This window comes from Chryseobacterium sp. AG844 (assembly GCF_003182335.1).
Classification (GTDB): Bacteria; Bacteroidota; Bacteroidia; order Flavobacteriales; family Weeksellaceae; genus Chryseobacterium; species Chryseobacterium cupriresistens.
The window spans coordinates 1-14,216 of record NZ_QGTV01000015.1 but is presented as its reverse complement, the minus strand read 5'-3'; the positions used below and the strand labels follow the sequence as shown (position 1 = coordinate 14,216).

At 35.6% G+C, this 14,216-nt stretch carries 10 protein-coding genes and 1 pseudogene; 9 read left to right on the top strand and 2 right to left on the bottom strand.

The annotated features are described in order from the left end of the window. Positions 1–173: 173 nt before the first annotated feature. The 7 genes from DEU40_RS14805 (at position 174) to DEU40_RS14775 (ending at position 10,935) form a co-directional block, all read left to right on the top strand. The gene (locus tag DEU40_RS14805) at positions 174–1,004 is read left to right on the top strand and encodes a helix-turn-helix domain-containing protein (RefSeq protein WP_110010541.1); all 831 of its coding nucleotides are present in this window, start codon (positions 174–176) and stop codon (positions 1,002–1,004) included. A gap of 46 nt (positions 1,005–1,050) precedes the next feature. After that, positions 1,051–1,467, top strand: coding sequence for a hypothetical protein (locus DEU40_RS14800; protein ID WP_110010540.1), 417 nt, complete (start codon positions 1,051–1,053; stop codon positions 1,465–1,467). Between the two features lie 314 nt (positions 1,468–1,781). Continuing rightward, positions 1,782–2,306 (top strand): hypothetical protein, encoded by a 525-nt coding sequence (locus tag DEU40_RS14795; protein ID WP_110010539.1) that lies wholly within the window; start codon positions 1,782–1,784, stop codon positions 2,304–2,306. 75 nt (positions 2,307–2,381) lie between these two features. After that, complete coding sequence (locus DEU40_RS14790; protein ID WP_110010538.1) at positions 2,382–3,185, top strand: molecular chaperone; 804 nt, start codon at positions 2,382–2,384, stop codon at positions 3,183–3,185. Beyond that, positions 3,178–4,206 (top strand): hypothetical protein, encoded by a 1,029-nt coding sequence (locus DEU40_RS14785; protein WP_110010537.1) that lies wholly within the window; start codon positions 3,178–3,180, stop codon positions 4,204–4,206. Before DEU40_RS14790 ends, DEU40_RS14785 begins: the two co-directional genes overlap by 8 nt. A gap of 41 nt (positions 4,207–4,247) precedes the next feature. Beyond that, entirely contained in the window at positions 4,248–7,004 is a 2,757-nt protein-coding gene (locus tag DEU40_RS14780; protein WP_146207866.1) for a hypothetical protein, read from the top strand. A gap of 202 nt (positions 7,005–7,206) precedes the next feature. Further along, on the top strand, positions 7,207–10,935 hold the full coding sequence (locus DEU40_RS14775; RefSeq protein WP_110010535.1) for an Eco57I restriction-modification methylase domain-containing protein: 3,729 nt from the start codon (positions 7,207–7,209) through the stop codon (positions 10,933–10,935). Here DEU40_RS14775 and DEU40_RS14770 read toward each other — a convergent pair. After that, positions 10,919–11,551: pseudogene (locus DEU40_RS14770) on the bottom strand (TaqI-like C-terminal specificity domain-containing protein); the annotation flags it as partial. The gene DEU40_RS14775 and the pseudogene DEU40_RS14770 sit on opposite strands and share 17 nt — an antisense overlap. Before the next feature lie 141 nt (positions 11,552–11,692). On the opposite strand from DEU40_RS14770, the gene DEU40_RS14765 reads away from it, so the two are divergent. Then, the gene (locus DEU40_RS14765) at positions 11,693–12,301 is read left to right on the top strand and encodes a master DNA invertase Mpi family serine-type recombinase (RefSeq protein ID WP_110010533.1); all 609 of its coding nucleotides are present in this window, start codon (positions 11,693–11,695) and stop codon (positions 12,299–12,301) included. Positions 12,302–12,347: 46 nt separating this feature from the next. On the opposite strand, the gene DEU40_RS14760 is transcribed toward DEU40_RS14765, so the two are convergent. Further along, positions 12,348–12,761 (bottom strand): helix-turn-helix domain-containing protein, encoded by a 414-nt coding sequence (locus DEU40_RS14760; protein ID WP_110010532.1) that lies wholly within the window; start codon positions 12,759–12,761, stop codon positions 12,348–12,350. Between the two features lie 297 nt (positions 12,762–13,058). Here DEU40_RS14760 and DEU40_RS14750 point away from each other — a divergent pair, with 297 nt between their 5' ends. Then, positions 13,059–13,571 carry a hypothetical protein gene (locus DEU40_RS14750; protein WP_110010530.1) on the top strand — a complete coding sequence of 171 codons (513 nt, stop codon included), beginning with the start codon at positions 13,059–13,061 and terminating at the stop codon, positions 13,569–13,571. Positions 13,572–14,216 lie beyond the last annotated feature (645 nt).

The following is a 14,216-nucleotide window of genomic DNA, read 5'->3' as shown; positions in this document are numbered from 1 at the left end:
TTGAATTAACAATGAAAAAAAAATATAACAATACCCGGTTGATCAGACGGTCACCGGGTATTTTCATGGATGCTCAACTTAATTTTTTCCTTTAAAACTTACTATTTGGTAAATTTTTTATATTTATATAATAATTTACAAGAATTTTTCTTGAACAGAATGGTTAATAATGTATGTACAAAATCACGGATCAGTTAAAAAATATAGGATTCAGTATCAATCGTTTAGATTTTATTATCGCCCGAAATAACAACAAAAGAGAATTCAATACCCTGGAATATTTTTGTATTTATATTATTCTGGAAAATATCCAGCTAACGGTAGAGAATGTTCCATACCCTTTAAAAAGAGGAAGTATTGCCTTCGTAGGGCCGCAAAAGAAAATAGTTTTTGGTGAAACCAAAAGATCAGATGTGTATTCAATTGCTTTTTCATCCAGTTTTTATGAAAGATCAACCAAAGACAGTCTTTTTATCAATTCTCAGCTTTTTTATAATTATAATTCCGACATATTTATAGCACCTTTCCTGAATGTAGAACAGATGAGAGTGGTTTTTCTGGAGCGGATGGAAAGTTTTAGGAAAAAAGATGAAAGCTTATATATAGCGGCTGCCCATAATGCTATAGAACGACTGATGCTGGATGCCCTTCTGCATATTCCCACTGAAGAAATCAAAAAAGAAATCAAATTTGACTATATGTATTATGTCAACCGGTTCAAAGTTCTGTTGCAAAGAGACTATAAAAAGGCAAAAAAAGTGGCTTATTACGCCGAAGAACTTAATATCTCATCAAGGAAACTGACCGAGATGACAGAATATGTACTGGGCAAAACAGCTAAACACATCATCATTGAAAAGCTCATTATCGAATGCAAAAAAGCCCTGCGTTTCTCAAACTCCACCATCTCTGAAATATCTTATGATCTGGGTTTCAGCAATGAAGGAAACTTTACTAATTTTATTAAAAAACATACGGGAAAAAATCCCTCCGAAATGAAATAATTTGTATATTTACATAAGTAACCTTTTGGGGAAAAATATAGGTTATATGCTTGCAAAGTATATTTTATTCATTTTGCTTTATTTTGCTTTTACAAAATCATTTGCACAGGCAGCAGACGGTTTGAGGCTTAACGTTAGGCTTTATCCTGTACAGATGCTTGCTGTAGGCACAGGATTTTCGGACGAAGGGAGCGAGTCTTCCTTCCGGGAAGTTCAGTCTGTAACCATCTCAAGTCCGTCCGGATTTCAGCTGAAAGCAGAATATGATGAAGATCGTGATACGTCCGGTACTTCCGAAAGCAACAGGGAAAGATCTGGTGATTATCCTCTCATCAGCCATCACAAAGGAGTGGTTCAGGAGAGATATATCATCGATCATGAGTTAGAAAATGCAATGGAAGATTTAAGCTCCAACAGCAGTGACGAGCAAAATTTTTTAACATTAACTCTAATTTCTCAGTAAAAAATAAAGCAAGGATTAAAAAAATTACTATGCAGAGAATAACAATTCTGCAATTTATTCATTCCCTATATATTAAGTAAAATTAATGTTTAAGATTAATTAAACATTCTTTTTACTTTATGGTGATTTTATCAGCATTTAAACTATACTTTTTGTGTAATTATTCACAAAAGGCATTTATTAGTGCGCGCTTATTTCTCCGTAAAAATTCACAAATAATAAGTATTTTTTCACAAAGACCATGATGTTCTTTGTATTTACCTTTGCAACCGCAATTTTAAAAACAATTAATACAAAAAAACATCCTTAACCTTATGAAAAATTTGATCTTAGCTTCTTTTGCTATCCTGGGATTCTCAACATTACAAGCACAACAGAATGTAACGCTGAATGTAAGACTGAAGCCTATCCAAACTCTTGTTGTTAACAACGCTCAAAAAATCGTTAATTTAGACTACGTAACTAAAGATGACTATGCTGACGGTGTATCTTCTCTTAACGCAGATCACTTAAGCATTTACAGCACAGGAGGATTCCAGGTAAAAGTAAAAGGTGGAAATGATGTATTACAGCAGGGAGGTAAAAACATCCAGGCTAACACGATCCAGATTATTGCAAGCGCAGGCTCTGAAGCTGTAAACGGCGCTCAATATGCTCAGAATGTACATTTATCAGCTAACGAAGCTACTTTGGTAACTTCTTCTACCGGAGGGGTAGACAAAAAAATCAATATTGAATATAAAGGTGCAGGAGCTAATACTTACCTGGATAACTATATCGCAGGACAAGATCCTACCGTATACACTACTGAGCTGACGTATACGATTATTTCTCAATAATAGCTATCATTATGTAATGATAAAGTGTTGTACCTACCCCAGCACTTTATCAACATTTAAAAACTAATCTCCTTCATGAGCAGACTCTCTCTTTTCCTTTTCAGTCTTCTTTTCCTATCATCTTTTCATGGATACGCACAAACAGGAGTTTCGGTTTCACCGCCAAGACTGTATTTTGAATCGGGAAACGGAAACAGCAATACCCAGACAATAACGGTAACGAATGTAAGTGCCAAGAACTCTCTGGACCTTGCGGTAAGCCTTGGAGACTGGGAGTATGACAAAAAAGGTGAGAATGTAACCTATCCCGCCAATACCCTTCCCGCTTCCTGCGCAAGTTGGGTTTCGGTCAAAAAGGAAGATAATTACTTTACGCTGGCTCCGGGAGAAAAAAAAGATATTGAGGTTACCATTACGGTTCCTAATGCACTTTCAGACCAACTGGCTGCCCATACGGCCGTTTTATATGTAAGCCAGATGAATCCGGTAGATGATGTGGATCATAAAGGCGCCAATATCAAGGTAAGCATCCGCTCAGGAATCAAATTATTCCACAAGCTGCCTGCCGCCAAAACGAAAAAACTTGAAATCCAGAATCTGGTATACGGAAAAACAACCAATACAGTCAACCTCTTTTTTGAAAATCAGGGCGATATATGGGGCGACGGAAAAATATACACTGACTTTGTGAATACCCAAACCGGAAAAAAAGTATCACTGGATCCCGTTATCTTTTACTCCATGCCCGGAAACAAAAGAGAGATGAATATCCCTCTTCCGGCAAGCCTTGAAAAAGGAAAGTACACCGCTTCTGTAATGATTGATTATGGAGACAACAACAATCTGGAATTGGGAGAATTAAGTTTCAGCTATGAATAGTCAAAAACTCTTCTGTTTCTTTCTGTTGATTTCCCTGAACTGCTTCTCACAGATCAATTACAACTCATGGGTGAACAGTTACCTGCAGATTAATTCCTACAGCGGAAATACCAATCCGGATGCATACACCTTTACCCTGGCCGGTAACGGCGCATTTAATATTCCTTACTGGAAAATATCCATGAAGCTGAAGCAGCCTATCACTTCTACGGACGGAAATTATACAATGCCTGCCAACAAAATATCATTTCAACCGGTTTCCACTTCAGGACAGGCTTATCCGGGACCTGTACCCACGATTCCTCAGATCGGAATGCCGTTGAATACTTTTCTTCAGGCCAACCAGGAAATCTTTTTAATTCCACAGTCCAATGCAGCACTGTACAATCAGCCGCCACAGCCCAACGGCTATTATAACCTGCAGGTAAAATACAGCCTGACCGTTATGGGAGGATCCTATCTTGGAAGCTACCCTTCCTGGACCCGATTTAATGTTCCGGTACAGTTTACGGCGTATGACCGGTACAACAATATTATTGGCAGGGCTGATCATAATTTTCAGATTCACATCGGAACGCTCAGCGGAACTCCGACCGATGTCCCTGAAATGTCGCTTCAGTTTTCTGCAAAAGCGGTCAACGGATCACTGGAATTCAAAAGTATGCCGGATTATGTCAACGGAGTAAGTGTCACTTATTCCAATGGACTGATTGTAAAAAGCAATACCAATTACCAGATCAAATTACGTTCTCTTCAGGGGCAGTTCAGCTCTCCAGCCGGAAACTACATTGCTTTAGGAACCGTAAAAATGAATCTCATCCCCGTTTCCGGAAACAATGGGAATGTATATCCTATCCTGCTGAGTGCTTCTCCACAGCTTATTGCGACAGGAGGCTCCACGGGAAACTCCAGCCTGTATTACGATATCCGATATTCCACCAAAGCCAATGATGAAAGACTGATTAATGCCAAATCGGAAGAATATTCCACCACCCTTCAATACGAGATTATCCCCCAATAACCATGCTTCAAGACCTGTTCAAAAAAATCTTTTTCATTTTTTTGATTTCGTTTCAGATATGGATTCCGGCGCAAAGCAGTTCCGGGATAAGTCTTGATATCCGTAATGAATCCAGAACAGATAAAACAGGCATTCTGGATCTGATCATTGTCCTTGACAATCAAAGCACAAATGATTTCAAAGGAAAAATAAACATTACGATTCCTCAAGGTTTCAGGAATATTTCGGGCAACAGTCTTCAGGTCGAAATGAAATCCGGTGAACATCTTTTCATTCCGGTAAAGATCGTGGTCAGCAATAATGCCGTTTCAGGAGAATCACGTCTGGGTTTCCGTCTTTCTGACCAGCAGAATAAAACAATGGCGGAAAAAGAAATACCTTACACCGTTACTGAAAACAATGCCATGCGCATCACGGCAGAAAACCCACTTATTCATGTGAATAAGGCTACCGATTCGGTAGAAGTAAGGGCAAGAGTTTCCAATCTTGGGAACAGAAAGCAGCATGTAACGGTTGTCTTTAAAATTCCGGAAGCTGAGCAGGGAAATGCTTTTATAGAGAAAACAGGAAGTATTGGCGTGCAGAAAGATTCAGTCTTTGTGTTCCGTTTTCTGCCTTCCAGAATCAGATCCCGAAGCACTCAGATTTCCGTTAATATTGCAGGTTTCAGAGAGCCGGACAGAGAGATATTCGGCAACACTACGGTATCTGTGCAAAATGTTTCTTCGGTACAACGTTATGAAGATATGGAATCCACCGCTTTTTCCAACTTTACCAGGAACACCATCACGGCAAGTTACAGGCATGCCGGAGAAAACCTGGACATGTATCAATTGGTAGGTTCCGGAGGTTTCAACCTCCCTTCAGGATATATTTTCATCCGGGGAAATATCTATACCATGAAGAACCAGAGCGATCCCATTGTCAACAATACCTATCTGACCTATCACAGGGAAAACAGTGAATTCACCATCGGAAACATCAATAAATTACTGGAACTTTCCCTATTCGGAAGAGGGCTCGAATATGCCTACACTTCTCCGGATAAAGACAAAAAAATTGAAGCAGGTTTCGTAGACCAGACCTACAGCCTGATCGAAAGAAATTCTTTTCTGAAATATGGTTATGGATTTTACACCAGAGGAACCCTTGGGGCTCAAAACGCTTCCCGTAATATCTCTGGAACGTATATTTTCAGGGACGATCCTTATGAAAAAGCCAGACATCATGTAGCCGGAACAGACCTTCAGTATGCTTTCGGCAAAGACTGGAGAACCAACACCAAAATGTATGGCGGACTGAGTTTCTACGAAAATAACCAGTCCTCCAAGCCTTCTTTAGCTTTGGAATCCCAATATTCAGGAATGATCAAAAAGGTCAATCTGAACGGAAATTATTTCTACAGCACAGACTATTATCCCGGAAACAGAAGGGGAATTTTGCAGATTCAGCAGAATTTCTCTACCATGATTTTCAAAGACCATAATGTGTATGCCAACATTACGGCTTCCCATTTTTCACCCAAGTTCTACTTTTACGACAACACCCTGAATTCAAGCAATCTAAGACTGGATACAGGAATCAACTTCCCTAAAAAAGGGAATTTCGGGATGGGACTTGGCTACCAGTATCAGGAAGAAAACTCCAACTCTTATAATAATTTCTTCAATGCTCAGCCTTACAAAAACACGAAACAGCTGAAGGCACAACGTTTTACGGAATACCTTACCTGGCTGAGCCCTGATAAGCAACACTCCTCTATCTTAAGCATGGAGACAGGATTGGTTCAATATCCGGACAACGACAAACAGCAGTTTCAGATGAAGGCAAGCGGAACTTACAGCTACAAATGGCTTACCGTGAACGGGATCTATCAGCACGGAAGTTATTTCCTTTCCGAATATGCTTTTTCAAAAATGATGAACCAGAGCACTCCCTACGAAAAACTTTCTGTTTCTGCTTTTGTGAATAAAAACTTCTTCAACCGTCAGCTGAATGTCACCTCAGGGGTTTCTTATACGGATGATGTTCTGTACGGAAAATCGCCTTCCGGCTTTATGAACCTGAAGTATTCAAGGGAAAAGTACGCTCTATATCTGAACTCTTCCTACTTCAGTTATACTGCCGGAAGCTTCACCAATAATCTGTTGACCGTGGAAGCCGGTGTGACCGTCAACCTTAGAAACAGCACCCTTGATCCGGGTAAAAAAGGAGACATCAAAGCATTTGTCTATTATGACCTGAACGAAAATAATATCTATGATGAAGGCGATAAAGAAGCAGCAGGCTATCTCATTATGCTCAACAATATTTCATTTAAAACCGATCCATCAGGTTCTATCAGCTACCGTTCTATCCCTTATGGAAAGTATGCCCTGAAACAGGTCATCCAGCAAGGCTGGTATTACGATGAAACCGAATTTACCGTAGACAAGCACCACTACTCTTTTGAGATCCCTCTTCATCAAAACGGAACGACCCAGGGAAAAATAACTTACGACTTTGATTCCAAAACCGCAGTAGATTTCACGCCCAAAGTCGGAGGTGTTCTATTCAATATTTACCGCAACGAACAGTTAGTACATCATATCATCACCGATGATAACGGGGAATTTGCCTCCTTCCTGCCCTCCGGAAATTACAGGATTGAACTAAACAAAAACTCTCTGCCATCCAATACCTATTGCGAACGCTCTACTGATACTTTTAAAGTGGAAGCCGGGAAAATAGTACAACTGGAGCCTTTTGTGATTAAGGTAAGGGAGAAGGTGATTAGGGTGAAGAAGTTTGGAAATTAAATTATGACATCTCAGCATTTCCTCTGCATTAGTAATGACTTTATCTCTCATTATATTTATACTGAGATTGAAGATACCAATATGAATAACCCTGACATTTTTATTTATTAATCAAATATTTTATCAATACATAAAGGTTTCCCGTTTGTTTTGTACCACATTTTTGTCTAAATTAATCCCCTCTTTTATTAGACAATAATACATGAAAATTAATAAACTCGAACCTCAGAAAGCATTAAATCCTGCATATAAAAAATTTAAACCTTTTAGAGCTGATATTGATGATTTTTCAGTGAAACTTCAGGACTGTATCAATGCTATTAATTTAGTTGACAGCAGAAATGAAAGTGAAGAGCATTTAAAATCTCCAATATCGAAATTCCTTTCATCTACTTTCTATTCTGAAAATGAAATAAATACAAAGGAAAGAATTGATCTGGCAATTTATTTAGGTAAAGATGCAACTTCTGACGTGGGAGTTTTAATAGAAGCCAAAAAACCTAGTAACAGAGCTGAATTCCCGACAGAAAAACAACTTAATAAAAAGGCATTTCAGGAAATGCTGTTGTATTACCTTAGAGAAAGAGTTGATTATAAGAACAACAATATTAAGCACCTTATTATAACCAATGGTTTTGAATGGTTCTTTTTCAATGCAAGTGATTTCTACAACTTATTTTATAAAAACAGTGAATTAATTAAAGAATACAAAGCGTTTAGAGATGGTCTAAAAGACACCATAAAGAACGAACTTTTCTATAATGAAATAGCAAAGAAATATATAGAACAGGTAGAAGATACTCTTCCGTTTGTTTATCTTGATTTTAGAAATAAAGAAGTTTCAAAATTCAAAGACAAAGAGCTTGTTAATATTTATAAGTTATTCTCTGATGTTCATTTACTAGGAAAAAGCTTTGGTAATGACAGTAATCAACTTAATAAAGTTTTTTATAATGAATTACTTCACATCATTGGGCTTGAAGAAGTAAAAGAAAGTGGTAAAAAAATTATCCAAAGAAAAAAGAATAAAGAAGCAGATTATGGCCCTTTGATAGAGAATGCAATTTTTACCCTTGAAGATAAAGATTATCTTATCAAGGTTAAAAATATTCCTAACAGTGAAGAAAAATCGTTTACCGTTGGGTTAGAACTTTGTCTGACATGGGTTAACAGAATTCTTTTCTTAAAGTTACTGGAATCCCAATTGAGAAGTTACAATAATGATTCACCAGAATATAAATTTTTAAATTCAGAATTTATTCCTGGCTTTGACGCACTGAATGAAATGTTCTTCTCGGCATTAGCAAAACCAATAAAAGAACGTCACCAACGATACGCAGAAAAATTTAAATATATTCCTTATCTAAACAGTAGCTTATTTGAAAAGAGTGAGCTTGAAGATCTTACCTTTGACATTACAGCATTGATGGATGAAGAAATGGAGGTTTATTCATCTACAGTATTAAAAAATTCTAATGGAAAAAAACAAACTGGAAAGCTTAATACTTTAGAATATCTATTTAAATTTTTAGATGCTTATGATTTTTCCGCGGATGCATCTGTTGAAATTAATGATAAGCAACAAAATAAAACATTAATTAATGCCTCTGTTTTGGGATTAATTTTTGAAAAAATCAATGGTTATAAAGATGGATCTTTCTATACTCCGGGTACTATTACCATGTTTATGTGTAGAGAAACATTGAGAAAATCTGTAGTTCAAAAATTTAAAGAAGAAATTACAGAAACCATTGAAACATTTGAAGATGTTATTGATTATTGCAATACTTTTTTCAAGAAAGAAGATCGTAAAAAATTCAATGAAGTAGTTAACTCTATCAGAATCTGCGATCCAGCAGTAGGATCGGGACATTTCCTTGTTTCTGCTCTTAATGAAATGATTGTCATTAAAAGCGAATTAGGAATTTTAGGTGATGAAGAAGGAACAAAGCTACCATGTACAATAGAAATTGATAATGATGAAATTTATATTTCTGATGCTGATGGAGATTTGTTCAGCTATAACCGTAAAGACCCACAAAGTTTAAAAATCCAAAAAGCAATTTTTCATGAAAAAGAAACTCTTATTGAAAACTGCTTGTTTGGAGTAGATATTAACCCGAACTCAGTAAATATATGCAGACTGAGATTGTGGATTGAACTCCTTAAAAATGCCTATTATACAGATGAAGGAGAATTGCAGACACTACCCAATATTGACATCAATATTAAATGTGGAAACTCATTGATTAATAAGTTTGCATTGAATGACAGTTTAAAAAGTGCTTTTAAAAGCAAAGAAATTACGTTTTCGGTTGAAGATTATAAGCAAGCTGTAAAAGACTATAAGACAACTAAATCCAAAGCTAAAAAGAGAGAGATTGAAGATATTATCAGTACTATTAAAAACAATCTCAAGTCTAGTCTCGACAACAAAGAAAAAGAGAAATTTTCTAAAGCATTGGGTGAATACCAAAATGAAGAACAAAGACAAAACAACTTAATTGCTTTCGGAGAAACAATAAAAAAAGCAGAAAAAGATAAACTCAAAAAACTTAAATTAAAGGCTGAACAAGCTAAAAAGCAAAAAGAAGAAATTCTAAATAATATTATTTATCGCAATGCATTTGAATGGCGTTTTGAATTTCCTGAAGTACTGGATAATGATGGTAACTTCATTGGTTTTGATGTCATTATCGGGAATCCTCCTTATATCCAGCTACAGAAAATGGGAGAAGCAAGCGATGTATTACAAAAATTAGGGTATGAAACTTTTGCCAGAACAGGAGATATTTATAGCCTATTTTATGAATTAGGGTATAAAGTATTGAGAGAAAAAGGGCTTCTCACATTTATCACTTCTAACAAATGGATGCGGGCAGCCTATGGTGAAAGCCTCAGAAAGTTTTTTATAGACAAAACTAACCCCGAAATCTTAATAGATTTTGGAGGGACTCAAATATTTGATACTGCTACTGTGGATACTAATATTTTGATGTTTTCAAGGGATAAAAATAAACAACAAACTTTAGCTTGCATCGTAAAAGAAAAGGAGTTAAAAAATTTGAGTGATTATTTTAGACAGAATGCTGAAAATATTTCTTTTTTAAGTTCTGAAAGTTGGGTCATTCTAAGTGAAATTGAACAAAGCATAAAAGCTAAAATTGAGACAGTTGGAGTTCCATTAAGTTCTTGGGATATCAAGATTTATCGTGGAATTTTAACAGGTTATAATGATGCATTTATAATAGATGGGAAAAAGAAAGATGAACTTATTGCTGAAGATCCAAAATCTGCCGAAATCATTCGACCTATTTTACGCGGCAGAGATATAAAAAAATACAATTATAATTTTGAAGATTTATGGTTAATTAATGTACATAATGGAATCAAAGAAAAGGGTGTCAATCCGATAAATATTGAAGATTTTATGGCAGTAAAAAAACATTTGGACAAGTTTTTACCGATTTTAGAAAAACGCTTGGATAAGGGTTGTACTCCATATAATTTAAGGAACTGTGCTTATATGGAGGATTTCTTTAGACATAAAATAGTCTGGAAACGTATCGGTTCAATTTTAAGATTTTCATTTGATAAATCAGGTTCCTTAGCTTTAGATAGTACATGTTTTGCTGTTGGTAACCATATTAAGTATTTAGTAGGTATACTAAACTCTAAATTTGGAAAATACCTTATGAAAGAAGCTCCCAAAACAGGTACAGGAGATTTATTAATTAGTGTTCAAGCAATTGAACCTCTATTAATCCCAATTCCGAATTCTCAAGATTTAAAAAAGATTGAAGATCTTATAGACATCATATTAAATGATAATTCTGTTTCTACTGATAATTACGAGTTTCAAATAAATCAAATTATTTATTCTCAAATTGGGTTAACGAAAGAAGAAATAGATTTTATTGAATCTCAATAAATCCAATTTCTTCTCTCTCAAACTTTGTTAAATCATATAAATCAAAAATTATATGATCAACCTTTAACTCTAAATCTTTTGTATCCTGTCCAATACGTTTAAATTTCTGAATATTACTAACTATATCTTTAAATTGATTATTAATACTTTCTGAAACCTTAATAACAGGAATTTTATCAAAAAAAATCTTACTTAATTCTCTGGTACCGCCTTGTAGTTCTGGGAATTTATCTCTAAAACAATATTTAAATACTGATGAATTTAAAAACGCTGTTAAAAATTCAATATTTAAACCTGTGATGATAAAGCATTTTTGATTTGTTACAAATTCTTCATCATCATAAATAAATGGAAGGAATTTTGTCATATTAGGATAAATTATTTTTGGTCTAAAGAAATCCTCCATATAACCTATGCTATCTTGTGTCTCAAACCATTGATTATTAGTTTTTTTACGAGAACCTTTATCTCCTGATTGTTTTAATCTATGATATCCAAATGATATAAGATGTTGTTTTACAGAAGGATATTGTTCTATATCAATTTTAAGGCTTGGAAATGTTGTAATTAAATATAAATCAGCAAATTCATAAGAATAGCGCTTAATATCTCGCCCTCTTAATAATGGTCGTTATAATTATGCAGTTTTACAACAGGTTCATACAGTTTTATTATTGTTGATTAAAATAATACTATGTTTTATTTATGATAGTTTTTGTTTAAATTAAATAATAAATAATTTTTAACAACAAATACAATGATTTACGGATACATCAGAGTAAGTACAGACAAACAAACAGTAGAGAACCAACGGTTTGAAATCAATCAATTTTGCCAGCATCAAGAAACTATAGTAGACAAATGGATTGAAGAAACGATCTCTGGTGCAAAAAATGTAGATGACAGAAAGCTAGGTAAGCTTTTAAAAAAGATGAAGAAGGGAGATATTCTTATTTGCTCTGAGCTTTCCAGACTAGGAAGAAATCTATTAATGATTATGGGGATTCTTAATGAATGCATGAATCGGGATATACAAGTTTGGACGATCAAAGATAATTATCGGCTGGGAAGTGATATTAGCTCTAAAGTACTAGCTTTTGCTTTTGGACTTTCCGCAGAGATTGAAAGAAATTTAATTTCTCAAAGAACTAAAGAAGCATTGGCAAGAAAACGGGCGGAAGGAGTTATATTAGGCAGACCCAGAGGAAGCAAATCTTCAAAAACTAAACTTACAGGACAAGAAAAGAAAATTCAGGAGCTTCTGGATAAAAAAGTATCGTACTCTGCAATCGGAAGAATCCTAGGTGTACACAGACTGACTGTAAGCAGCTTTGTAAGCAGACAAGAAAGTCTTCATTTAAATTAAAAATAAAAAGGTTCAGCATATGCTGAACCTTTTATAATATCTTAAATTACTTCTTCTCAATCAACCTCTCCAATCTCCCCATCATCTCATCCTTCTCCTTCAGCATCCTTTCATAAAGAGCAACCTTTTCATCATATAATTCTACAATTTTATCTATTGGATTAAATGTAGGATAATGATTATACATAAAACCTGTAGCATTATCACTGGCTGTAAACGTATTAGAAATAATATTCACCGCCTGCTCCTCATCAAAATTCTGAAAAGCTTCCACAGGAATTTTCAATACTTCAGAAATTCTTTTCAGTAGAGGATCTTCAATAATTTCTTTCTGTTCCAGCAGAGAAACTTTCTTCTGGTTCCAGTCGTCCCCAAGGTCAAGAGCCAATGCTTCCTGCTTGATGCCCAGCATTTCTCTGAATCGTTTTACATTGCGTCCCTGATGTATTGTATGTTCCATGATAAATCAACATTTATGAGGTTTAAATATAGAAAAATATTTATAAAAATGCCCCTTAAAAAACAGCTTAATTACAATCTCTGTTCTTCATCCTGATACCGTGAAACGGTCTTTCTCCCCTATTTCGCCATTTCCGTTTTTATGGCCGCTTTTTTTCATCAAAAAGTCAGAAAAAACAAACCCTGTTATCTGGTTTTCACTTTCTGACGAACATGCTCTGAAAATCTTATATCCCTGTATTTTTCTATGCCTGGCACTCCCTATATTTGATCCTACAAACCAAAAAAACACAATATTATGGCACTAGACAATTTAATCAGTGTAAGCTTTTCAGAAAGCGATTTACAAACTATTGATAAAGCAATTCAGGACATCCAGTCTGTACTGTTGGGAAAAACCATCAACCTTACTCCGGATCATCGACAGCAATACGGAAGAATTGCCGAACAGAACAAACTTTTCGTCAATAAAGCCAAAATCTACATGGAACAATATGCCCAATATGTTCCTAACTTCCTCGATAAAGCAGAATTCGATAAAGATTATATCGCCAGAGAACAGATCGAACAAAGGCTGCAACAGCTGGATTCTTTAACAGAACAGCTTTCAGACACCAAGGTATTGCTGGATCACGATAACTATCATAACGCCATCAGTTTCTACCGAAGCATCAGATACCTTTCCGAAGAGAATGTACCGGGGACTAATGTTATTTATGATGATATGAAGCAGTTTTTTGTGACGGCACAAACTCCTCAGCAAACTCAGGTTCCTCCGTCCTCAGCAGATCCTGATACATCTTCTAAGTAAAATAGTGTTACATTCAATACATCCTCTCTCAACATGAGCACGTGAAAACGTGCTTTTTTTGTGATGATCCATCTGCTTATTTTTGGTTGGAAATCGCAAAGACGCAAGCTCTCATCATAAGGACACTGTTTAAGGCGCAAAGATTTTATCTCCGATAAAATTGCTGATGACCTACCCTAATTTCCTTGCTGAAAATCTTTGATTTTCTTGCGCCTTACAAAACATATCAATATTGAAAACTTTGCGACCTTGCGTTTAAAACAAAATAATAAGCCATTGCATTTGAAGATACAGAATATTTTAAAATGCAAAGGTTTTATTGATTCGAATTGATGATTGGAGGAAGCAAAGGAATGGTGGCTGCGCCACTGATGAAGCCAGATAAATAGTACGCATGATTCTTACCTCCTTCCCTAACCTCCTCCAGGTTGTATAATAACCGTCTCCACCCCTTTGGACAACGGTCTCTACCCTCTTATATAAGTAGGTGGAGCCCCTTATCTAAGTCCGTCTACCCCCTTACCCAAGGGGGTATAGCCCCTTCATGAAGCTATCGTGTGGACAGATCTTTAAAGATTTTGTAAGCTTTGGCTATATCTTTAAAACATTTGAGTCCAATCCACAGGGTTGTAATACCCGGATGCC